Source organism: Fuscovulum blasticum DSM 2131 (assembly GCF_003034965.1).
In the GTDB taxonomy this organism is placed as follows: Bacteria; Pseudomonadota; Alphaproteobacteria; order Rhodobacterales; family Rhodobacteraceae; genus Pseudogemmobacter; species Pseudogemmobacter blasticus.
Genome location: NZ_PZKE01000014.1, coordinates 74,004 through 95,125, shown reverse-complemented (window position 1 = coordinate 95,125; position 21,122 = coordinate 74,004). Strand labels below are relative to the sequence as shown.

The window sequence follows — 21,122 nt, the reverse complement described above, 5'->3', positions numbered from 1 at the left end:
AAAATACCCCGGGGGTCCGGGGGCAGCGCCCCCGGCCGCCGGTCACAGGAAGCTGCGGCCCGGCCCTTGCGGTGCCACGCCCAGATGCGCGGCCAGGCTGGCGCCGACATCGGCATAGCCGCGCAGCCCGATCTCGCGCAGGCCCGCGCCCCAGCCCACCACGGGAACCCGCTCGCGGGTGTGGTCGGTGCCGGTCCAGGTGGGATCGTTGCCATGGTCTGCGGTAAAGATCGCCAGATCGCCGGGGCGCAGCCTGGCCAGGAAGCGGGGAACACCGGCATCGAACCATTCCAGCGCGCGGGCATAGCCCGGCACGTCGCGCGGGTGGCCATAAAGGCTGTCGAACTCGACGAAGTTCGCAAAGGTCAAGGAACCATCCTCGGCCTCTTCCCCCAGCCGGACCAGATGTTCGAAAAGGTCAGCGTCAGACTTGCCCTTCCACAGCTTTCCGATGCCCCGCATCGAGAAGATGTCGCCGATCTTGCCCACGGCATGGGTGGCACGGCCCGCCTCTGACACCCAGTCCAGCAGCGTGGGCGACGGGGGGGCGATGGCATAGTCGTGCCGGTTCGGGGTGCGGCGGAAATCGCCGCAGGTGCCGGTAAAAGGCCGCGCGATGACACGGCCAACCTTCATCGCGTGCAGATACGGCGCCAGGTCGGCGCACAGCTTCAACAGCCGGTCCAGACCGAACGCCTCTTCATGGGCAGCGATCTGGAACACGCTGTCGGCCGAGGTGTAGCAGATCGGCCAGCCGGTCCGCAGGTGTTCCTCGCAATGTTCGGCAATGATCGGCACGCCCGAGGCGTGGCAGTTACCCAATATGCCCTCGGTCCCGGCCAGCTTGCAGACCAGCGCCACCAGATCGGGCGGAAAGGCCGGGCGGGCGACGGGGAAATAGGTCCAGTCCCAGGGCACCGGCACGCCGGCCAGTTCCCAATGGCCCGAAGGCGTATCCTTGCCGCGCGACACTTCCTGCGCGGCCCCCCACAGGCCCTGCGGCCGCGCGGTGAACCCTTCCATCGCCGCGCCCGAGGCCAGCCGGACAGCCGCCCCAAGGCCAAGCGCATCAAGGTTGGGCATCTTCAGTGGCCCGCTGCGGCCGGTCTCGGCCCGGCCTGCAGCGCAGGCGGCGGCGATATGGCCAAGGGTATTCGATCCTTCGTCGCCAAAGGCGGCGGCATCGGGCGCCCCGCCCGCGCCAACGGAATCCATCACGATCAGGAAGGCACGCGCCATGTCAGGCAATCCTCTTCAACACCAGGGGCGGTTCATCCGGTATGCCCGGGGCAATGCGATAGGCCCGCTGCACCGCCTTGATCGCGGCGGTGGCCGCCTCGTCCGTTGCGGCATGGACCATGGCAATGGGCACGCCCGCGCCGGTCTCCTCGCCTATTCCGGCCAGATCGGACAGGCCAACCGAGGGGTTGACCCGGTCGCCGTCGCGCATCCGGCCGCCACCCAGATGCACCACGACATTCCCAAGGGCCTGGCCGTCGATCGCCCAGATATGGCCGTCTTCCAGCGCAGGCACTTCGCGCATCACCGGGGCCGCGGGCAGCCGGTCAGGCCAGCGTTCCACGAAATCGGACGGCCCGCCTTGCGCCGCGACCATCTGGCCAAAGCGTTCGGCGGCAGCGCCGCTTTCCAAGGCGCGAATGATCCGTCCGGCCCCGTCGTCGGAATCGGCGGCAAGCCCCGCCAGAGCCAGAACCTCGCCCCCCAGGGCAACGGTCAGGTCACGCAGCGGCGCGTTGACCGAGGTGCCGGTCAGCGTCTCCATCACCTCAATCACCTCAAGCGCATTGCCCGCGGCGGTGGCCAGCGGCTGGGTCATGTCGGTGATCAGCGCCGTCGTCATGCAGCCGGCCCCCTGCGCCGCGCTGACCAGGGCGCGGGCCAGCGCCTCGGCCTCGTCCAGCGTCTTCATGAAGGCACCCGAGCCGCATTTCACATCCAGCACCAGCGCCTCAAGCCCCGCCGCCAGCTTCTTCGACAGGATCGAGGCGGTGATCAGGTCGATGCTCTCGACGGTGCCCGTCACATCGCGGATCGCGTAAAGCCGCCTGTCGGCGGGGGCAAGGTCGGCCGAGGCGGCAACGATGGCGCAGCCGATGTCGGCCACCTGCGCGCGGAACTGGTCTTCCGACAGGCCGGTGCGGAAACCGGGGATCGCCTCTAGCTTGTCCAGCGTACCGCCGGTATGACCAAGGCCGCGGCCCGAGATCATGGGGTTCATCGCGCCGCAGACGGCCAGAGCCGGGGCCAGGAGCAGCGAGACGCAATCGCCGATGCCGCCGGTGGAATGCTTGTCCACCACCGGGCCGGGCAGATCCCAGGCCATCACCTTGCCGCTGTCGCGCATGGCGCGGGTCAGGGCAACGCGGCCTTCCTCGCCCAGGCCCTTGAGCAGCACCGCCATGGCAAAGGCCCCGGCCTGCGCGTCGGTCACCGCCCCGCTTGCCAGACCCTGCGCGAACCAGGTGATTTCGGCCCCGGTCGGGCGCAGGCCATCGCGCAGCTTGGCGATGATCAGCCGGGCGTCCATCAGGCCCGGTCCATGTGCGAGGCCGAAAACACGCCGGGCAACAGGTCGGCCACGGTCACGCTGCGGGTCTTGCCGTCGGTTGTGGCCATGGTCACCCGCACATCCGGGGCGGCAAATTCGGCGATCTTCTGCCGGCAGCCGCCGCAGCAGGGCACGGGGTCCGGGCTGTCGGCGATCACGAAGACCTCGGCAATGCTGTAGTCGCCGCCGGCGCACATGGCGGCAATCGCCCCGGCTTCGGCGCAGGTGCCTTCGGGATAGGCCACATTTTCGACATTGCAGCCGACATAGACCTTGCCCGAGGTGGCCCGGATCGCCGCGCCGACCTTGAACCGCGAATAGGGAACCCAGGCGCGTTCGCGCACCTCGGTTGCGGCTTGAAGAAGGTCCATGCGTGTTGCCTCCGCTGTCCTGACCATTTGGTCAGAGCATGGCCCCAGACCCGGCTTTGCGCAAGCCGGGCCGCACCCCGCCGTGGCGGCTGTCCGCCGGCCCGCGCGCGGTCAGGGCGCCGCGACCACGCGCGTTGGCGGATTGCCCGGCAGCGAAACCTCCAGCAGTTGCAGGTCTTCGGTCATCTCGCTGTAGCGGGTCGCCAGACCCGGCGGAACCACGAAGGCATCGCCGGGCGACAGGCGGAACGGCGCCTTGCCTTCGCCTTCCAGCAGCATGTGGCCCGACATCACGAAGGTGAACAGGATGTCGCCGGCATGTGCCGTCCAGGGGTGCTGCGCGGCAAAGGCGTTGGTCATCGGGCGGGCCACCATCACGCTGGCAACGCCCCTGGTCGCGGCATCAACCGTTGTATCGCGGGCCTCGAACCCCGGAATACGGAACGGATGGAAGGCGCCGGTCGCGCCGACATTGTGAACGAACTTCTGCCCGTCCCATTCGCGATCCGGGCGCAGGTCGGGGGTGGGCAGGGTCATCGCGTGGTCGATCTCGGTCACATGTTCGGCGGGAACACCGATTTCGATCACCTCGATCCCGCCGCCCGATTCCACGACGCGGTGGCGGATCTGCGGCGGCTGGATGAAGCAGTCGCCCGCATGAAGACGGCGCAGCCCGCCCTGATCTTCATACAGCACATCCACCCAGCCATGGATGCAGAAGATCAACTGGAACCCGACCTTGTGGAAATGCACCATGTCGGGAACCGGCCCGTCGGGCACCCGGATATGGCTGGCGATCATCGCCCCGCCCAGACGGCTGGGCACAAGGTCACGATACATCATGCCCGCCCGGCCAATGACCCAGGGCGCCTGATCGGCCAGCCGCCGCACCACGAAGGCGTGTTCGGTGGTCGGCAGCACCAGCGGCGGGTTCAGTTCGTCAATCTCGATCCGGGTGCCGTTGGGGGCGGTCAGTTCGCGCGCGCCACCGGCAAAGCTGTCAGGGTCTTCGGTCAGGATGCGCAGGGTTCCGGGGCCTTCGGGCGCCCCCTTCTCGATCCGCAACCGCAGGCCATGGCCCGAAACAACGGCAACCTGCGGGTCGTCGGCGGGATAGATCATGTCCAGCCGCATCCCCAATGTCCGGGTGTAGAAGGGCAGATCGTCGCGCAACTCTTGCGTGGGAAGCCGGATTTCGGCACGCGTCTCGGTCATCATCGCCCCCTGTTGTGGCGGCATCCTGTGCGCGGGCCTGCCGAAAATCAAGCGGCGCCGGCGCATTGCGGAAAACCGGGACTTGGCGGGTCTTGAATGTTGGTTTAGGGCCAAACCATCGAGGGAGTGTGTGACATGGCAGAAGACGCGAAGGACGGCCGCCCGGACGAGGCGCGGCAGGTGGCCCGGCATCTGGCACTGGATTACCATGAGTTTCCCAAGCCCGGAAAACTTGAGATCCGGGCGACGAAACCGCTGGCCAACGGCCGCGACCTTTCACGCGCCTATTCGCCGGGCGTGGCCGAGGCCTGCCTTGAGATCAAGGCCGACCCCGCCACCGCCAGCCGCTATACCGCGCGGGGCAATCTGGTGGCGGTGGTGTCGAACGGCACCGCGGTGCTGGGTCTGGGCAACATCGGGCCGCTGGCCGCCAAGCCGGTGATGGAAGGCAAGGCCGTCCTGTTCAAGAAGTTCGCCAATATCGACTGTTTCGACATCGAACTGAACGAACCCGATCCCTATCGCCTGGCTGACATCGTCTGCGCCCTGGAACCGACCTTCGGCGCCATCAACCTTGAAGACATCAAGGCCCCCGATTGTTTCATCGTTGAACAGTTGTGCCGCGAGCGGATGAACATCCCCGTCTTCCACGATGACCAGCACGGCACCGCCATCGTGGTGGGTGCGGCAGCGACCAACGCGCTGCATGTGGCCGGCAAGCGGTTCGAGGACATCAAGGTCGTCTCGACCGGCGGCGGGGCGGCGGGGATCGCCTGCTTGAACATGCTGCTGAAGCTGGGCGTCCGGCGCGAGAATGTCTGGCTGTGCGATCTGGCGGGGCTGGTCTATCACGGCCGGACCGAACAGATGACCGAACAGAAGGCGGCCTATGCCCAGGGCACGACAGCCGCCACGCTGGATGAGGTGATTGCCGGCGCCGACCTGTTCCTTGGTCTGTCCGGCCCCGGTGTCCTGACGCCAGAAATGGTGGCGAAGATGGCGCCGCGGCCCATCGTCTTTGCGCTGGCGAACCCCAGCCCCGAAATCCTGCCCGATGCGGTGCGCGAGGTGGCGCCCGAGGCGATCATCGCCACGGGGCGCAGCGACTTTCCCAATCAGGTCAACAACGTCCTGTGCTTTCCGTTCATCTTCCGGGGCGCGCTGGACGTGGGGGCGACCGAGATCAACGACGCAATGCAACTGGCCTGCATCGACGGCATCGCGGCCCTGGCCCGCGCCACCACCAGCGCGGAAGCCGCCGCCGCCTATCACGGCGAACGGCTGAGCTTCGGGGCCGACTATCTGATCCCCAAACCGTTCGACCCCCGCCTGATCGGCGTGGTCGCAACGGCGGTGGCCAAGGCCGCCATGGCGACCGGCGTGGCCACCCGTCCGATCACCGATCTGGACGCCTATCGCGAAAAGCTGAACGGCAGCGTCTTCAAATCGGCGCTGATCATGCGGCCGGTATTCGAAGCCGCCGCCCAGACCTCGCGCCGCATCATCTTTGCCGAGGGCGAGGATGAGCGGGTGCTGCGGGCGACGAATGCGATCCTTGAGGAAATGACCGACAAGCCGATCCTGATCGGGCGGCCCGAGGTCATGATCCAGCGCGCCGAACGGGCGGGCCTGCCGATCCGCCCCGATCGCGATTTCGAGTGCATCAACCCCGAACACGACGACCGCTATCGCGACTACTGGTCCACCTATCACGAGCTGATGCAGCGGCGGGGCGTCACGCCCGATCTGGCGCGGGCGATCATGCGGACGAACTCGACCGCCATCGGGGCCGTCGCCGTGCACCGCGGCGATGCCGACAGCCTGATCTGCGGCACCTTCGGGCAATATCTGTGGCACCTGCGCTATGTGCGCGAGGTGCTGGCGCGCGGCGGGCTGCGGCCGCAGGGATCGCTGTCATTGATGATCCAGGAGGACGGGCCGCTGTTCGTGGCCGACACCCATGTGAACGCCGTGCCGACACCGGAACAGGTGGCCGAGACGGTGCTGGGTGCGGTGCGCCATGCCCGCCGCTTTGGCGTGAAGCCCAAGGTCGCGCTGTGCAGCCATTCGAACTTTGGCAACCTCGACAGTGATTCCGGCCGCCGGATGCGGGCCGCGCTGGAAATCCTGGACAACCGTGAGGTCGAATTCGAATATGAGGGCGAGATGAGCATCGACGCCGCCCTTGACCCCGAGTTGCGGCACCGGATGTTCCCGAACAGCCGGCTGGAGGGGGCCGCGAACATTCTGGTCTTCGCCTTCACCGATGCCGCCAATGCCGCGCGCAATATCCTGAAGATGAAGGCTGGCGGTCTGGAGGTCGGGCCGATCCTGATGGGCATGGGCAACAAGGCGCATGTGGTGACACCGTCGATCACCGCACGGGGCCTGCTGAACATGGCGGCGCTGGCCGGAACGCCGGTGGCGCATTACGGCTGACAGCGGCGGGGGTTTCCCACCCCCGCACCCCCGTGGGGTATTTGGGCCAAGATGAAGCTGCGCCGGGAAGGGAATCGCCTTCCCCGGCGTCAGGCAAAAAGTTTGCAAAGTTGCCCGGTTTTAACGCCAGCTTTTGCGGCGGAACGGGCTTTGCAAAAATTCGCAACCCAGATCCGCGAAATCCTGCAAACTTTTCGTCAAAGCCGCCAATTGTTCCCGGTAACATTGTTGCGCACACCACGGCTGGTGACGTAACAGAAATGCGCTTTGGGAGGAGGCATACCATGGGATACGCTGAAATCTATGCGCGCTGGAAGGCCGACCCGGAAGGGTTCTGGATGGACGCGGCCGGGGCGATCGACTGGGTGCGCAAGCCCTCGGCCGCGCTGGATGACAGCCGTGCCCCGCTGTATCAGTGGTTCACCGATGGCGTGGCGAACGCCTGCTGGAACGCGGTCGACCGCCATGTGCTGGCAGGCCGGGGCAACCAGCTTGCGATCATTCATGACAGCCCCGTCACCCACCTGCGCAAGGGCATCACCTACAAGGAACTGCAAGCGCGCGTCGCCAGCCTGGCCGGGGCGCTGCGCGCCAAGGGTGTGGAAAAGGGCGACCGCGTCATCATCTACATGCCGATGATCCCCGAGGCGCTGGAGGCCATGCTGGCCTGTGCCCGGCTTGGCGCCATCCATTCGGTCGTCTTCGGCGGCTTCGCGGCCAGCGAACTGGCGGTGCGGATCGACGACTGCACCCCGAAGGCGATCATCGCCGCCTCCTGCGGGATCGAGCCGAACCGGATTGTCCATTACAAGCCGCTCCTGGATGCCGCCATCGACATGGCGACGCACAAGCCCGAATTCTGCGTGGTGTTCCAGCGCGAACAGGAAGTCGCCAAGCTGATCGAGGGCCGCGATGTGGCCTGGCATACCTTCCAATACGGCGTGGAGCCGGCCGATTGCGTGCCGGTCGAGGGCGACCATCCCGCCTATATCCTGTACACCAGCGGCACCACCGGCGCGCCCAAGGGCGTGGTGCGCCCAACCGCCGGCCATATGGTCGCGCTGATGTGGACGATGCGCGCGATCTATGACTGCGGTCCGGGCGATGTGTTCTGGGCCGCGTCCGACGTGGGCTGGGTCGTGGGGCACAGCTACATCTGCTATGCGCCGCTGCTGGCCGGCTGCACCACCGTAGTGTTCGAGGGCAAGCCCGTCGGCACGCCGGATGCAGGCACCTTCTGGCGCGTGGTTAGCGAAAACAAGGTCAAGGTGCTGTTCACAGCGCCAACCGCACTGCGGGCGATCAAGCGCGATGATCCGACCGGCGAATTCGTCGGCGAATACAACATGAAGACGCTGAAGACGCTGTATCTGGCCGGCGAACGGGCGGACCCGGACACCATTCAATGGGCGCAGCACCATCTGAAGGTGCCGGTGATCGACCACTGGTGGCAGACCGAAACCGGCTGGGCCATTGCCGCGAACCCGATGGGGATCGAGCCGTTGCCGGTCAAGATCGGCAGCCCGTCCGTTGCCATGCCCGGCTATGACGTGCAGGTGCTGGACGAAGGAGGCCATCCGGTGCCCCCGGGCACGCTGGGCGCCATCGCGGTGAAACTGCCGCTGCCCCCCGGCACCCTGCCGACGCTGTGGAATGCCGAGGACCGGTTCCGCAAAAGCTATCTCGCGCACTTCCCCGGCTATTACGAGACGGGCGATGCCGGCTATATCGACGAGGACGGCTATCTTTACATCATGGCCCGCACCGATGACGTGATCAACGTCGCGGGGCACCGCCTGTCGACCGGCGCGATGGAAGAGGTGCTGGCCAGCCACCCGGACGTGGCCGAATGTGCCGTGATCGGCGTGGCCGACGATCTGAAGGGCCAGTCGCCGCTGGGGTTCCTGTGCCTGAACAAGGGGTCACCCCGGCATCATGCCGAAGTGGTGGCCGAATGTGTCAAGCTGATGCGCGAGAGGATCGGCCCGGTGGCCGACTTCAAGCGCGCGGTGGTGGTGGACCGGCTGCCGAAGACCCGCTCGGGCAAGATCCTGCGCGGGACCATGGTCAAGATCGCCGACAGCCAGCCTTGGAAGATGCCGGCCACCATCGACGACCCCGCGATTCTGGACGAAATCGCCATGGCGCTGAAGACGCTGGGCCTTGCCCGCGGCTAGGCACCCGGCATCCCCCGGACTGGACTTGCGCCCTGCCGCCGTGGCAGCCTGCGCGGAACAACCGGGGGCTTTGGCAACGATGGCGGCGGCGTGGATCGGCGGCATGACGGAAGGCCGGGCAGGATGAGCCCGGCACGGCGCGAAAGGCTTATGGTGCTGATCGTCGGTGCAGGCGGCCTGTCGCAGACCTTGCTGCGGCCGACGCTGGCGGCGGCAGGCCATAACGTGCAGGCTGCGCCCACCCCAGCGGATGCCCTGCGCCTGTTCCGCGCGCTGTCACCGCAGATCGTGCTGATGGATCTGGCAATGCACGAGGGCGAGCCGCTGGCGCTGATGGCGGATTTTCTGCGCGCCGCGCCAGAGCTGGTTGTGCTGGCGCTGACGCCACCGGGAACGGTGGACAAGGCGGTGGCGGCCATGCGGGCGGGGGCCTTCGATGTTCTGGCCCTGCCCTTTGACGAAGCGCAGCTCCGAACCGCCACACAGGCCGCCGCGGAAGAGGCGACGGCCCGCGCCAGCGGCCGGCTGCCCCCGATCCGGCGGCGCCAGACAGCCGGGGAAGGTGAACTGGTGGCCGCCACCACCGACCGCACGGCCTTCATCGGGTCATCCGAAGCGATGGAGCGGGTGCATCGGATCATTGCCTCGGTGGCCCGGTCACAGGCGACGGTCTTCATCACCGGGGAAAGCGGCACCGGCAAGGAACTGGCGGCGCTGGCGGTGCACGCACGATCGGGGCGGGCGAACGGGCCCTTTATCGCGCTGAACTGCGGCGCGATCCCGCCAGACCTGCTGGAAAGCGAGGTGTTCGGCCATGTGAAGGGCAGCTTCACCGGCGCGATTTCCGACAAGCCGGGGGCGGCGGCGGCGGCGGATGGCGGCACGCTGTTTCTGGACGAGGTCTGCGAAATGGCCCTGCCCTTGCAGACCAAGCTGCTGCGGTTCCTGCAAACCTCGACCATCCAGCCGGTGGGGGCGGTCAAGCCGCGTCGGGTGGATGTGCGGATCGTCTGCGCCACCAACCGCGACCCGCTGGATGCGGTCCGCCGCGGCCAGTTCCGCGAAGACCTGTTCTATCGGCTGTATGTCGTGCCCGTGCATATGCCGCCGCTGCGCGACCGGGGCACCGATGTGGTCGAGATTGCCGAAGCCGCGCTGGCCCGCTTTGCCGCCGAGGAAGGCAAGCGGTTCGAGGGGATGACAGCCGAGACGCGCCGGATGCTCATCGCGCAGGACTGGCCCGGAAACGTGCGGCAGTTGCTGAACGTGATGCGCAATGCGGTGGTGCTGAACGATGGCGGCGTGCTGCGCCCGGACATGCTGCCGATCCACATGGTGCAGGCGGCGATGAATTTCGAACCCGCCCGCCCCGAGGCCGAGCCGCCCGCCTTGCCCACAACAGGCCCGCAGACGCTTGCCGAAATCGAACGGCAGGCGGTCGAGGCGGCACTGGCGCGGCATGACGGTTCGGTGCCACGGGCGGCGCGGGAACTGGATGTGTCGCCGTCCACGCTGTATCGCAAACTTGAAGCCTGGGCGAAGCGGCGCTGAACGGCTGTCAGACGAACTGCTCGTTCAGCAGCCGCTCCTCCAGCCCGTGACCGGGGTCGAACAGCAGCCGGTGGCGGATGTGGGGTTCAGAGCGCACGCTCACCCAAAGCACATCGCGCACCGAGGACCGGCTGTCGGCATCGGCCATGACCGGCCGTTTTTCCGGCTCGATCACGTCGAAGCGTACTTCGGCTGTCTTGGGCAGCAGCGCCCCGCGCCAGCGGCGCGGCCGGAAGGCGGCCATCGCGGTCAGCGCCAGAACGTCCGAACCGATGGGCAGGATCGGGCCATGGGCAGAATAGTTATAGGCGGTTGACCCCGCCGGGGTGGACACCAGCGCCCCGTCGCAGACCAGTTCCTCAAGCCGTTCGCGGCCATCTATGGTGATCTTCAGCTTGGCCGCTTGCGGACCCTGCCGCAGAAGCGAGACTTCGTTGATCGCCAGCGCCTCGGACACCTTGCCACGGGCATTTCCGGCCCGCATCGACAGCGGGTTCAGCACCGCCTCCTCTGCCGCAGCCAGCCGTTCAGGCAAGGCGTCAACGGAATAGGCGTTCATCAGAAAGCCGATGGTGCCGCAATTCATGCCATAGACCGGCAGGTCGCGCGCGGTGCTGGCGTGCAGGGTGTGCAGCATGAACCCGTCACCGCCAAGCGCCACCACCACATCGGCCTTGCGCGCATCGGCCTGCCCGTAAAGCGCGGTCAGCCGGGCGAAGGCTTCTGCCGCCGCCGGCGCCCGCGAGGCCGTGAACCTGATGCGACCGGACATGCACCCCTCCCTTTGCGGGCACACCTTGGCGGGCGGGCGGGGCAAACTCAACCCCTGACGGCCCGCAGCCGGACAGCGGCGATTTCGCCGCGACCTCTTGACCCGTCGTTTCCGGCCTTTTCCGAGGCGCCCTGCTGCACTACAACCCCCGACAACCCGCCCCATCCCAGATACGGAGACGCGCATGACCGCCTCGCACCGCGACACCGGCTTTTTCACCGAACCCCTGTCCAGCCGTGACCCCGAGCTTTTCGGCTCGATCACCGATGAGCTGGGCCGGCAACGCCATGAGATCGAACTGATCGCCAGCGAGAACATCGTCAGCCTGGCGGTGTTGCAGGCGCAGGGGTCGGTCCTGACCAACAAATATGCCGAAGGCTACCCCGGCAAACGCTACTATGGCGGCTGCCAGTTTGTGGACGTGGCCGAGACGCTGGCCATCGAGCGGGCGAAAAAGCTGTTCGGCTGCAACTTTGCCAACGTGCAGCCCAATTCGGGCAGCCAGATGAACCAGGCGGTGTTCCTGGCGCTGCTGAAGCCGGGCGATACCTTCATGGGGCTGGACCTGAACTCGGGCGGGCACCTGACGCATGGTTCGCCCGTAAACATGTCGGGCAAGTGGTTCAACGTGATCAGCTATGGCGTGCGCCAGCAGGATCAGCGTCTGGACATGGACGACGTGCGCGCCAAGGCGCTGGAGCACCGGCCGAAGCTGATTCTGGCCGGTGGCACCGCCTACAGCCGCGAATGGGACTGGGCGGCCTTCCGCGCCATCGCCGATGAAGTGGGCGCCTACCTGCATGTGGACATGGCCCATATCGCGGGTCTGGTGGCCGGCGGCGTCCACGCCTCGCCCATTCCCCATGCGCATGTGGTGACCACGACCACGCACAAATCGCTGCGCGGGCCGCGCGGCGGCATGATCCTGTGCAATGACGAGGACATTGCAAAGAAGATCAACTCGGCCGTTTTCCCCGGCCTTCAGGGCGGGCCGCTGATGCATGTCATCGCCGCCAAGGCCGTGGCCTTCGGCGAGGCTCTGCGCCCCGAGTTCAAGGCCTATGCCGCGCAGGTCAAGGCCAATGCGGCGGCCATGGCGGATGAGCTTATGAAGGGCGGCATCGACATCGTGTCGGGCGGCACCGACAACCACCTGTGTCTGGCCGACCTGCGCCCGAAGAAGGTGACGGGCAAGGCAACCGAGGCCGCCCTTGGCCGCGCCCATCTGACCTGCAACAAGAACGGCGTGCCGTTCGACCCGGAAAAACCCTTCGTGACCAGCGGTATCCGCCTTGGCAGCCCCGCCGGTACCACGCGCGGCTTCGGCGAGGCCGAATTCCGCCAGATCGCGCGCTGGATCGTCGAGGTGGTGGACGGGCTGGCCGCCCATGGCGAGGCCGGGAATGGTGCGGTCGAGGCCAAGGTGAAGGCCGAGGTCGAGGCGCTGTGCAAGGCCTTCCCGCTGTATCCGAGTCTCTGAGCCGGGCTTGACAGGACCAGGACGCGCGCCCATCGGGTGCGCGTCCTTTTGTTTGCGGTGTGTCTGATGTCCGCCCCCCAGCCCGAAACCCGCAGTCTTGAACGCCGCATGGGCGATTGGGCCCGCGCCCGCCTGCCCTATGGGCTGGCGGAACTGGCGATGTTCGTGCTGAAGCAGGGTTGGGCCTGCCTGTTCGGCGGGCTGCTGCTGGGGGCAATCCTGCTGTCCAAGGCCGTCTGGCAGGCCGACTGGCCCCTGCACCGCTATGACGCGCTCTTCCTGTTCGCCATCGCCACGCAGGCGCTGTTCCTGTGGAAAAAGCTGGAAACGTGGGAGGAAGCGCGGGTGATCGCGCTGTTCCACCTGACCGGCACCGCGATGGAATGGTTCAAGGTCAGCGCCGGAAGCTGGGCCTATCCCGAACCCGGCCTGTTCAAGCTGATGGGCGTGCCGCTGTTTTCCGGCTTCATGTATGCCAGCGTCGGCAGCTACATGGCCCGCGTGATCCGCATCTTCGACATGCGCTTTGCCCCCTATCCGCCGTTCTGGATGACGCTGGTTCTGGCGGTGGCGATCTATGTCAACTTCTTTGCGCACCACTTTCTGCCCGACATCCGTGTCGCGCTGTTTGCGGCAACCGTGCTGATCTATGGCCGCACCCGGATCTGGTTCCGCATCCATGACCATGACTGGTGGATGCCGCTGCCGCTGGCGGCGCTGCTGTCCAGCGGGGCGCTTTGGGTGGCCGAGAACGTGGGCACCCGCACCGGAACCTGGCTTTACGGCGGGCAGAACCCGGACCAATGGGTCAGCTTCGCCAAGCTGGGGTCATGGTATCTGCTGCTTTATGTGGCCTTCGTCTCGGTGACGCTGGTGCTGCGGTCGGCGCTTTATCCGGCGGGGCAGCCGGTTCAGAGGTATCCGCGCCAGGCCAGATAGGCGACAACGCCCGTGGCAACGGCCAGCAGCGAAATGGTGACCGAGGCGGCCACCGACAGGGTGGCGCGATGCGGCGGCAGCCGCGTCAGATGCCGGACGCAGGTGTCATAATCCTGCGCCACCTGCCCTTCATCCACCTGCAGCAACAGCTTGGGGTTCTGGGCCTTCTGCGCAGCCATGGCCAAAGCCTGCGCCGCCTCGCGCACTTTCGGCGTCAGGCGACGGCCGCCGCGTTGCAGCTTTGCCTCAAGCCCCTCGCCGGGGATGCCCAGCCGTTCCTCCATCAGCGCCGCCACCCGGCCCGCCATCTGCGTGATCGTTACCGCACCCATCCTGCCTTACCCGCCGCCCTTCGTTGCGCGCAGTATCCACCAGCCAAGGCGGCGCGGCAACGGCTCTGGCCGCGCACAGATCGTTTCGCTATGCACAATCCCATGCTTGCCCTGATCCACCACCCCGCCGCCACCCCCACCGACGCCCTGCCGCTGGTGATTGCCCACGGTCTTTATGGCACCGGCCGGAATTGGGGCGTCATCGCGCGTCGGCTGGCTGATGTGCGTGACGTGATCGCGGTTGACATGCGCAACCACGGCAACAGCCCCTGGATGCCGGTTCACCGCTACCCGGAGATGGCGCAGGATCTGGCCGAGGTGATCCGCAGCCTGGGCGGCAAGGCCGATCTGCTGGGCCATTCCATGGGCGGCAAGGCGGCGATGCAACTGGCGCTGACCGAAGGCGGGCTGATCCGCCGGCTGGTGGCGGCGGACATCGCCCCGGTCGCCTATGACCACGATCAAAGCCGCTATGCCCGGGCCATGCGCGCGCTGGATCTGACCGGCCTTGTCGCGCGGGGCGAGGCGGACCGCCGCCTTGCCGAAACCGTGAATGATCCGGGCCTGCGGGCGTTCTTCCTGCAATCGCTGGACCTCAAGGCCGAAGGCGGCCCGCGCTGGCGGCTGAACCTTGACGTGCTTGAGGCCGAGATGCCGAACATCGTCGGCTGGCCCGGCACGACCGGCCAGTTCGACGGCCCAGCCCTGTTCCTGACCGGGGGCGACAGCAGCTATGTCCGGCCCGAATACCGCGAACCGATCCGCGCCCTGTTCCCCAAGGCGCGCTTTGCCAGGATCGCAGGGGCCGGGCACTGGCTTCACGCCGACAAGCCCCGCGAGTTCGAGGAAACCGTCCGCGTGTTCCTGAACGCCTGAGGCCGGGTCTCAGTTCGCGGCCAGCTTGCGAGCGACCATCCAGGTGACCACCAGACCGACCGCCGCCCCGATGGCGGCAGACAGGACAATGGGCTTGGTCGTGTCCAGACCCGCGGTCAGGGCCACAACCATGCCGATGCCGGCCAGCGTGGTGCCGATGACGGGGAAAAGCAGGAAGAACAGGCGCATTGGAATCCTCCACAAACGTCGCGTCGGGCCTGATCCTGCATCTTTGCTGCGGGTTTACCTTGACCTGAGTCAAGATAAATCATTACTTTTGAATATTTATATTTATCCTGCTGCGCCCGGTTTCCGGGCGGCCAGATGTGTGGGGCAATGTTCGCCGCTGTCCAGCACCGGGATCATCCGCTGCCAGATGCCGATGTTCTTCTGCACGAACCCGGCCCCCACCACGGCCGCCGCCGCGCGCCCGGCCTCGCCTTCCAGCCGCGCCAGTTCCACCCGCGCCTGTTCGCGATACCAGGCATTGCGCGACCGGGTCTCGATCGCCTCGAACCCCGCCGCCTGCATCGCCTGATGATAGCGGGCCGGGGTGGCCATGCCGAAATCCAGCCCCTCGGCGGCGATGTATTCGGCCATCTGCGGTGAAATCGTCTCGGTCCCGATCAGCCAGTCCGAGGCAAGGAACCACCCGCCCGGCCGCAGCACCCGGAACACCTCGGCCATCAGGGCGTGCTTGTCGGGGATGTGGATTATGGAATCCTTGGAAAACACCACGTCAAACATGCCGGGCGGAAACGGCAGCGGGCCGGGGGCCACCTTGACCAGACCGATCCGGTCAGACAGCCCCGCCTTGGCAACCAGACCGCGGGCATGGGCCAGCACCGGGTCTTCCACGTCGATCCCGGTCACGAAACCGGCGCCGTGGCGGGCCACCAGCGCAAGGTCGATACCCCCTGCCCCGCAGCCGATGTCCAGCACCGACCGGCCGGTCAGATCATGGCCACCGATCACACGGCCCACCTCCTCGGCCCCGCCGGGCGACAGGAACCCCTCGCCCCAGATGGCTTCGAGCATCGCAATCATCTGCGGCGGGTAGTGGTCTTCGCTCATGCTTCCCACCTGAACGGGCCGACGGCATGAACGGCGCGGCCCTTGAACAGCGTCAGCAGAACCTGCGTGTCGGAAAGGACATCGGGCGGGCAGGCGAAGATGTCCTGATCCAGCACGATCACATCGGCCGAAAACCCCGGCCGCAGGATGCCGGTTGTGTCACCCCGCCAGCAGGCACGGGCGGCATGGGCGGTATAGCCCAGAACCGCTTCCTCTACCGTCAGCGCCTGTTCGGGCAGGAACGCCTCACGCGGGCCATCGGCGCGGCGGGCCTGCCGGGTGACGGCGGTTTCGATGATCTCGAACGGGTTCAGCGTGCTGACCGGCCAGTCCGATGACAGGCACCAGTCGGTGCCCGCCTCCAGCAGGCTGCGAAAGGCATAGGTCTGCGCGCGCCGCGCGGGGCCGATCATGTCCAGCGCGATGTCGGGGATCAGCGGGTCCAGCCGGGCCCACAACGGCTGGATGTTCGCGGTGGCCCCGGCCGGAGCCAGGCGGGCAATGTCGCCCGCGTCCAGAAGCTGAAGATGCGTCAGTTGATGCGCGGCGGGCCAGGGGCCATTGGCGGCGCGGGCCGCCTCAAACCCCTCGATCGCGCGGCGGGCGGCAGCATCGCCGATCACATGAACATGAATGGCAAACCGGGCGGCATCCAGTGCGGTGAAAAGGGTTTTCGTTTTCTCAAGCCCGAACATGCAGGGCGCATTGCCGCCCGGCGCATCGGCATAGGGCGCCAGCAGCGCGGCGGTGCGGTTCTCGAACACGCCATCCATGAAGAGCTTGGCAGAGTGGACGTGGAACTCCGGCCCCGGATGGGCGGCGCGCAGCGCGGCCAGGCGGGCAACGGCGATTTCCGCCGTATCCGCCTCGGTCACCAGCGCGGCCCCGGCCACTCGCAGCGTCAGCCGCCCCTCGGCCTGCGCACGGGCATAGATCCGCGCTTCAAGATCGGTGATGCGTGGGTCAAGGACGCCGGTGATGCCATGCGCATTGGCCAACGCCTGCCCGGCAATCAGGCCCTGCATCCGGTGATCGTCGGTCAGGTCAGGCAGCCGTTCCAGTACCCAGGGGATCACCTCTTCATGCAGCATCCCGGTGGCGCGACCAGCATGATCACGGACGATATGGCCGTTCGGCGGATCGGGCGTGTCGTTTTTGATCCCGGCAATGTCCAGCGCCCGGCTGTTCAGGCAGGCATTGTGGAAACTGCTGTCATACAGGATCGCCGGCCGGTCCGCGAAGGCGCGGTCGATCACGGCCGCCGTCAGATTGTCGTCACCGAAGACCCCCGGTTGCCAGCCGGCCCCGATCACCAGCGGCAGGTCGGGCCGGGCCGCGGCATGGGCTGCCACCGCCGCCAGCAGGCCCGCCTCATTGCCCACCTCATACAGCGGGACGGCGGTCGCCAGATCCGTGCCGCCCGAAAGCAGATGGATATGCGCATCCTGAAACCCCGGCAGCACCAGCCGCCCGCCCGCGTCAATCCGGCGGTCGGCGCCGGGTGCCGGGCCAGCGCCAAGCGCGGCGATCCTGTCATCACAGATCAGCAGCCAGTCCGCCGTCGGGCGGGCCGGGTCCATGGTGCGGATGCGGGCGTTGTGGATCAGGGTGTCAACCAAGGCGCAACGCCTCAAGCATTGGCCAGTCGGCGGCGGGGATCACGCGCGCCACCTCGGCCACGTCGCGGGTCCAGCCGAAGAGGCACAGGAACGGAACAGGGCCGACCTTGGTCAGATGCGGCCGGTGGGCGGGGTTCCACACCGGCCGATGCGCGGGCTTCACCACCAGCGGCCTGCCGGGACCAAAGCGCCAGCCATGCGGGCCGGTCAGCGGCGCGTAAAGTTCGGGCGCGGCATGGGCATGGTCGCGGTACAGCACATGCGGCGCGATCAGGAACAGACCGAAGTCGAAGTCGCGCGCCGGAATCGCCGCCTCCTCCCCGAAGATCGAGGCATAGGCATGGCCAGCGGCAAAGTCTTCGCCGATGGCGGCGCGGTCATAGCCGTCATAGGTGATCCAGTGCAGATGCGGCCGGGCGGCGGCAATGGCGGCGGCAAGGCCGGGCTGCGCGGCGGCCAGCGCGGCCAGGGCGGCGGGAAGGTGGGCGTCCAACACCGCGTTCGCGGCCTGCGGGGCCGGCGTCACCGGCCCGTCGCGCCAGCGGGCCAACCCGGCCCGCACCTCGGCCACGCCGGGGCCGGGCAAACCGGCAAGATACAGATCGGCCTCCTCGACCAGCGCGCGGATCAGCGCGGGCGGGTCGGGCGCGGCCTCTGCCGGCACCGGCAGCCCGCGTTCGGCCAGCACCGCCGCCGGCCCCTGCCCGTCAAAGGCGGCGGCGGTGCGATAGGCTTCAAGCTGGGCCGCCGACAGCTTGCCCGCCTGAAAGGCCGCCATGGCGCGGGCATAGCGGGCACGGCCTGCCCCCGGCACCCCCAGTGGAATACCGAACAACCCGGTCATTTGTTGGCCTGATAGGCCAGCCGCGCATCGGCATCGCGCCGCGCATCAGACCGGTTCATCACAAAGCCGGCAATCGCCACCCCGATGCCGACGATCAGCACCGTCAGCGTCGCCAGCGCGTTGATGTCGGGCGTCACCCCCAGCTTGACCTTGGACCAGATCAACAGCGGCAGCGTGGTGGACCCCGGCCCCGTGGTGAACGAGGTGATGACCACATCATCAAGCGAGATGGTGAAGGCCAGAAGCCAGCCCGACAGGATGGCGGGCGAGATCACCGGCAGCGTCACGTCGAACAGCACCTGCCAGGGACGCGACCCAAGGTCCATCGCCGCCTCTTCGATGGCGCGGTCGGCCTGGCTCATCCTTGCCTGAACCACGGTTGTCACGAAGACCATGGAAAAGGTGATATGGGCCAGCGTGATGGTGGTGAAGCCGCGGCTTCCCGGCCAGCCGATCCAGTCCGCCAGCAGGATGAAGAACATCAGCGACGAGATGCCGGTAATCACCTCGGGCATGATCAGCGGCGCGGTGACCAGCCCCGAAAACAGCACCCGGCCGCGGAACTTGGTGAACCGTGCCAGCGCGATGCCGGCCATGGTGCCCAGGATGGTGGCGATGGTGGCCGAGACCAGCGCGATCTTCAGCGACAGCATCAGCGCCGCGATCACCTGCCGGTTCGAGAACAGCGACACATACCACTTGGTCGAGAACCCGCCCCAGACCGTTGCCAGCCGGGATTCGTTGAAGGAATAGACCATCATCGACAAGATCGGCACATAGAAGAAGGCAAAGCCGAAGCACAGGACGGTCAGCAGGAAGACGGGGCGACGTTTCATTTGCCGGCCTCCCCTTCCGCTTTCGCCTGATAATGGCTGTAAAGCATCATCGGCACCACCATCAGCAACAGCAGCGCCACCGCCACGGACGAGGCCATGGGCCAGTCGCGGGCCGAGGAGAATTCGTCCGAAATGACCCGCCCGATCATCGGCGAGGCGGCATTGCCCACCAGCGAGGGGATCACCAGTTCCCCCGCCGCCGGGATGAACACCAGCAGCCCGCCGGCAATGATGCCCGGCACACTTTGCGGCAGCGTCACGTCCAGGAACACCCGCGACGGGCGCGACCCCAGATCCAGCGCCGCCTCGTCCAGCGTCGGGTCCAGCCGTTCAAGGCTGGCGTAAAGCGGCAGGATCATGAAGGGCAGGTAGGTATAGACCATGACCAGCACCACGGCGAAATTCGTGTGCATCATCGGGATCGACTTCACCGCCCAATCGACCGGAACCACCCAGTTCCAGGCGTCGGTCAGCAAGGCGTTGAACCAACTGTTCTTGCCCATCAGACCCATCCACGCATAGACACGCAGCAGGAACGAGGTCCAGAACGGCAGGATCACCAGCATCAGCAGGATGTTGCGCCACGACCGCGAGACCCGCGTCAGCGCCAGGGCCATCGGATAGCCCAGCAACAGGCACAGCACCATCGCGATACCCGCATTGGTCAGCGAGGTCAGGAAGGCCCGCAGATACAGCGTGTCATGCAGCAGCCGCTGATAACCTTGCAGGTTCACCAGCGGATGCTCTCCGCCGAAACTGAATGGCGGCGCGGTGGCGGTCTTGGTGGCGACACTGATCGCCACCACGATCAGGAAGGGCAGCAGGAACAGCACCACCAACCAGACATAGGGTGCGCCGATGATGATGTCAGACCACCCCCTGCGGTCGAACCAGCGTGACAGGCGGGACGAGTGTTCCATGGCACTACTCCGTCAGCACGATGGCGGCGGCGGGGTCGAAGGACAGCCAGACCCGGTCATCCCAATCGGCGACGCGCGTCGCCTCATCGCCGCGCCGCGCGTTCACCGCATGGGCCGAAACCAGCGCGCCCGAGGGCAGGACGATGCGATACAGGCTGTCCTTCCCGAAATAGGCCAGGTCCTTTACCATGCCTTCCACCGCATTGCCCGTTTCGGGCCGGTCCTTCGAGATGCGCAGCTTTTCGGGTCGCAGGGCCAGCGTGACTGCCTGCCCCTCCACCACGCCGGGCACGTCGCGCGCCAGCACGCGGCCACCAAGCGCCGGCACCTCCAGCACCACCTGTCCGCCCTCGCGCCCCGTCACCCGCGCCTCGAACGAGGTGATCGAGCCGATGAAGCCGGCCACGAAGCGGCTGTTGGGAAACTCGTAGATCTCGGTCGCGCTGCCCACCTGCATGACCCGGCCGCGATCCATCACCGCGATGCGGTCAGAAAGGGTCATCGCCTCTTCCTGATCATGGGTCACGACGATGAAGGTCACCCCGGTGCGGGCCTGAATGCTCATCAGTTCGAACTGGGTATGTTCGCGCAGCTTCTTGTCCAGCGCCGCCAGCGGTTCATCCAGCAGCAGAAGTTTCGGCTGACGCGCCAGCGCGCGGGCCAGTGCCACCCTTTGCCGCTGCCCCCCGGAAATCTGATGCGGCTTGCGCGCGGCGAATTGCGAAAGCTGCACCAGATCCAGCATCTCGCGCACCCGGTCGTCACGCTGCGCCTTGGTCATGGCTTCATGCTTCAGGCCATAGGCGATGTTCTTCTCCACGCTCATATGCGGGAACAGCGCATAGCTTTGAAACATCATATGCACGGGCCGCGACCATGGCGGCACACCCGCCATGTCGCGCCCGTCCAGAAAGATGCGGCCGGAGGTTGGTTCCTCGAACCCGGCCAGCATCCGCAAAAGCGTGGTCTTGCCGCAGCCAGACCCCCCGAGAAGCGAGAAGATCTCGCCCTTGGCCACCGTCAACGACACATCGCGCACCGCCTGAAACGTGCCGAAAGATTTCGAGACCCCTTCGATGCGCAGGAAGGGCTCGTCCGGGGCGGACAT

Annotated in this window: 20 protein-coding genes; 7 read left to right on the top strand and 13 right to left on the bottom strand. The window is 66.9% G+C overall.

Features of this window, described 5'->3' with window-relative positions; genetic code table 11:
- Positions 1-42: 42 nt before the first annotated feature.
- From C5F44_RS14090 to C5F44_RS14075, 4 genes are all read right to left on the bottom strand, one after another.
- Entirely contained in the window at positions 43-1,239 is a 1,197-nt protein-coding gene (locus C5F44_RS14090; RefSeq protein ID WP_107674180.1) for a phosphopentomutase, read from the bottom strand.
- A 1-nt stretch (position 1,240) separates the two neighbouring features.
- Positions 1,241-2,548, bottom strand: a complete 1,308-nt coding sequence (locus C5F44_RS14085; protein WP_107674179.1) for a thymidine phosphorylase — start codon at positions 2,546-2,548, stop codon at positions 1,241-1,243.
- Positions 2,548-2,940, bottom strand: coding sequence for a cytidine deaminase (locus C5F44_RS14080; protein WP_107674178.1), 393 nt, complete (start codon positions 2,938-2,940; stop codon positions 2,548-2,550). Before C5F44_RS14080 ends, C5F44_RS14085 begins: the two co-directional genes overlap by 1 nt.
- 111 nt (positions 2,941-3,051) lie before the next feature.
- Positions 3,052-4,155 carry a cupin domain-containing protein gene (locus tag C5F44_RS14075; RefSeq protein ID WP_107674188.1) on the bottom strand — a complete coding sequence of 368 codons (1,104 nt, stop codon included), beginning with the start codon at positions 4,153-4,155 and terminating at the stop codon, positions 3,052-3,054.
- 135 nt (positions 4,156-4,290) lie between these two features.
- Between C5F44_RS14075 and C5F44_RS14070 the strand changes: the two genes are divergently transcribed.
- The 4 genes from C5F44_RS14070 to C5F44_RS14060 all read left to right on the top strand — a co-directional run bounded on the left by C5F44_RS14070 (position 4,291) and on the right by C5F44_RS14060 (position 10,322).
- Positions 4,291-6,594 (top strand): NADP-dependent malic enzyme, encoded by a 2,304-nt coding sequence (locus C5F44_RS14070; RefSeq protein WP_107674177.1) that lies wholly within the window; start codon positions 4,291-4,293, stop codon positions 6,592-6,594.
- A gap of 51 nt (positions 6,595-6,645) precedes the next feature.
- Positions 6,646-6,849 (top strand): hypothetical protein, encoded by a 204-nt coding sequence (locus tag C5F44_RS17860; RefSeq protein WP_146161956.1) that lies wholly within the window; start codon positions 6,646-6,648, stop codon positions 6,847-6,849.
- Between the two features lie 29 nt (positions 6,850-6,878).
- The gene (locus tag C5F44_RS14065; RefSeq protein WP_107674176.1) at positions 6,879-8,771 is read left to right on the top strand and encodes a propionyl-CoA synthetase; all 1,893 of its coding nucleotides are present in this window, start codon (positions 6,879-6,881) and stop codon (positions 8,769-8,771) included.
- Between the two features lie 123 nt (positions 8,772-8,894).
- Entirely contained in the window at positions 8,895-10,322 is a 1,428-nt protein-coding gene (locus C5F44_RS14060; protein ID WP_107674175.1) for a sigma-54-dependent transcriptional regulator, read from the top strand.
- 7 nt (positions 10,323-10,329) lie between these two features.
- On the opposite strand, the gene C5F44_RS14055 is transcribed toward C5F44_RS14060, so the two are convergent.
- Positions 10,330-11,094: an NAD kinase gene (locus C5F44_RS14055; protein ID WP_107674174.1), complete on the bottom strand. Its 765-nt coding sequence runs from the start codon at positions 11,092-11,094 to the stop codon at positions 10,330-10,332.
- A gap of 184 nt (positions 11,095-11,278) precedes the next feature.
- Here C5F44_RS14055 and glyA point away from each other — a divergent pair, with 184 nt between their 5' ends.
- On the top strand, positions 11,279-12,574 hold the full coding sequence (gene glyA, locus C5F44_RS14050) for a serine hydroxymethyltransferase (RefSeq protein ID WP_107674173.1): 1,296 nt from the start codon (positions 11,279-11,281) through the stop codon (positions 12,572-12,574).
- Positions 12,575-12,640: 66 nt separating this feature from the next.
- The gene (locus C5F44_RS14045) at positions 12,641-13,513 is read left to right on the top strand and encodes a DUF817 domain-containing protein (RefSeq protein WP_235822633.1); all 873 of its coding nucleotides are present in this window, start codon (positions 12,641-12,643) and stop codon (positions 13,511-13,513) included.
- Here C5F44_RS14045 and C5F44_RS14040 read toward each other — a convergent pair.
- Positions 13,486-13,845 (bottom strand): hypothetical protein, encoded by a 360-nt coding sequence (locus C5F44_RS14040; RefSeq protein WP_107674172.1) that lies wholly within the window; start codon positions 13,843-13,845, stop codon positions 13,486-13,488. The two genes, C5F44_RS14045 and C5F44_RS14040, sit on opposite strands and share 28 nt — an antisense overlap.
- 102 nt (positions 13,846-13,947) lie before the next feature.
- Between C5F44_RS14040 and C5F44_RS14035 the strand changes: the two genes are divergently transcribed.
- Complete coding sequence (locus tag C5F44_RS14035; RefSeq protein ID WP_107674186.1) at positions 13,948-14,721, top strand: alpha/beta fold hydrolase; 774 nt, start codon at positions 13,948-13,950, stop codon at positions 14,719-14,721.
- A gap of 9 nt (positions 14,722-14,730) precedes the next feature.
- Here C5F44_RS14035 and C5F44_RS14030 read toward each other — a convergent pair whose 3' ends face one another.
- The 7 genes from C5F44_RS14030 to C5F44_RS14000 all read right to left on the bottom strand — a co-directional run bounded on the left by C5F44_RS14030 (position 14,731) and on the right by C5F44_RS14000 (position 21,122).
- A complete protein-coding gene (locus tag C5F44_RS14030) occupies positions 14,731-14,910 on the bottom strand; it encodes a CTP synthetase (protein WP_107674171.1) in 180 nt (59 codons plus the stop codon).
- A 102-nt stretch (positions 14,911-15,012) separates the two neighbouring features.
- On the bottom strand, positions 15,013-15,795 hold the full coding sequence (locus tag C5F44_RS14025) for a methyltransferase domain-containing protein (RefSeq protein WP_107674170.1): 783 nt from the start codon (positions 15,793-15,795) through the stop codon (positions 15,013-15,015).
- On the bottom strand, positions 15,792-17,414 hold the full coding sequence (locus C5F44_RS14020) for an amidohydrolase (RefSeq protein WP_107674169.1): 1,623 nt from the start codon (positions 17,412-17,414) through the stop codon (positions 15,792-15,794). The genes C5F44_RS14025 and C5F44_RS14020 overlap by 4 nt, the downstream gene beginning before the upstream one ends.
- Positions 17,407-18,258, bottom strand: a complete 852-nt coding sequence (locus tag C5F44_RS14015; protein WP_107674168.1) for a dimethylsulfonioproprionate lyase family protein — start codon at positions 18,256-18,258, stop codon at positions 17,407-17,409. Before C5F44_RS14015 ends, C5F44_RS14020 begins: the two co-directional genes overlap by 8 nt.
- On the bottom strand, positions 18,255-19,094 hold the full coding sequence (locus C5F44_RS14010) for an ABC transporter permease subunit (RefSeq protein ID WP_107674167.1): 840 nt from the start codon (positions 19,092-19,094) through the stop codon (positions 18,255-18,257). Before C5F44_RS14010 ends, C5F44_RS14015 begins: the two co-directional genes overlap by 4 nt.
- Positions 19,091-20,014 carry an ABC transporter permease gene (locus C5F44_RS14005; RefSeq protein WP_107674166.1) on the bottom strand — a complete coding sequence of 308 codons (924 nt, stop codon included), beginning with the start codon at positions 20,012-20,014 and terminating at the stop codon, positions 19,091-19,093. Before C5F44_RS14005 ends, C5F44_RS14010 begins: the two co-directional genes overlap by 4 nt.
- Positions 20,015-20,018: 4 nt before the next feature.
- On the bottom strand, positions 20,019-21,122 hold the full coding sequence (locus C5F44_RS14000; RefSeq protein WP_107674165.1) for an ABC transporter ATP-binding protein: 1,104 nt from the start codon (positions 21,120-21,122) through the stop codon (positions 20,019-20,021).

What these genes read in the sequence shown, in the direction of transcription:
- C5F44_RS14090 (WP_107674180.1), bottom strand. Translation starts at nt 1,239, where the DNA reads ATGGCGCGTGCCTTCCTGATCGTGATGGATTCCGTTGGCGCGGGCGGG.
- C5F44_RS14085 (WP_107674179.1), bottom strand. Translation starts at nt 2,548, where the DNA reads ATGGACGCCCGGCTGATCATCGCCAAGCTGCGCGATGGCCTGCGCCCG.
- C5F44_RS14080 (WP_107674178.1), bottom strand. Translation starts at nt 2,940, where the DNA reads ATGGACCTTCTTCAAGCCGCAACCGAGGTGCGCGAACGCGCCTGGGTT.
- C5F44_RS14075 (WP_107674188.1), bottom strand. Translation starts at nt 4,155, where the DNA reads ATGACCGAGACGCGTGCCGAAATCCGGCTTCCCACGCAAGAGTTGCGC.
- C5F44_RS14070 (WP_107674177.1), top strand. Translation starts at nt 4,291, where the DNA reads ATGGCAGAAGACGCGAAGGACGGCCGCCCGGACGAGGCGCGGCAGGTG.
- C5F44_RS17860 (WP_146161956.1), top strand. Translation starts at nt 6,646, where the DNA reads ATGAAGCTGCGCCGGGAAGGGAATCGCCTTCCCCGGCGTCAGGCAAAA.
- C5F44_RS14065 (WP_107674176.1), top strand. Translation starts at nt 6,879, where the DNA reads ATGGGATACGCTGAAATCTATGCGCGCTGGAAGGCCGACCCGGAAGGG.
- C5F44_RS14060 (WP_107674175.1), top strand. Translation starts at nt 8,895, where the DNA reads ATGAGCCCGGCACGGCGCGAAAGGCTTATGGTGCTGATCGTCGGTGCA.
- C5F44_RS14055 (WP_107674174.1), bottom strand. Translation starts at nt 11,094, where the DNA reads ATGTCCGGTCGCATCAGGTTCACGGCCTCGCGGGCGCCGGCGGCGGCA.
- glyA (WP_107674173.1), top strand. Translation starts at nt 11,279, where the DNA reads ATGACCGCCTCGCACCGCGACACCGGCTTTTTCACCGAACCCCTGTCC.
- C5F44_RS14045 (WP_235822633.1), top strand. Translation starts at nt 12,641, where the DNA reads ATGTCCGCCCCCCAGCCCGAAACCCGCAGTCTTGAACGCCGCATGGGC.
- C5F44_RS14040 (WP_107674172.1), bottom strand. Translation starts at nt 13,845, where the DNA reads ATGGGTGCGGTAACGATCACGCAGATGGCGGGCCGGGTGGCGGCGCTG.
- C5F44_RS14035 (WP_107674186.1), top strand. Translation starts at nt 13,948, where the DNA reads ATGCTTGCCCTGATCCACCACCCCGCCGCCACCCCCACCGACGCCCTG.
- C5F44_RS14030 (WP_107674171.1), bottom strand. Translation starts at nt 14,910, where the DNA reads ATGCGCCTGTTCTTCCTGCTTTTCCCCGTCATCGGCACCACGCTGGCC.
- C5F44_RS14025 (WP_107674170.1), bottom strand. Translation starts at nt 15,795, where the DNA reads ATGAGCGAAGACCACTACCCGCCGCAGATGATTGCGATGCTCGAAGCC.
- C5F44_RS14015 (WP_107674168.1), bottom strand. Translation starts at nt 18,258, where the DNA reads ATGACCGGGTTGTTCGGTATTCCACTGGGGGTGCCGGGGGCAGGCCGT.
- C5F44_RS14010 (WP_107674167.1), bottom strand. Translation starts at nt 19,094, where the DNA reads ATGAAACGTCGCCCCGTCTTCCTGCTGACCGTCCTGTGCTTCGGCTTT.
- C5F44_RS14005 (WP_107674166.1), bottom strand. Translation starts at nt 20,014, where the DNA reads ATGGAACACTCGTCCCGCCTGTCACGCTGGTTCGACCGCAGGGGGTGG.
- C5F44_RS14000 (WP_107674165.1), bottom strand. Translation starts at nt 21,122, where the DNA reads ATGTCCGCCCCGGACGAGCCCTTCCTGCGCATCGAAGGGGTCTCGAAA.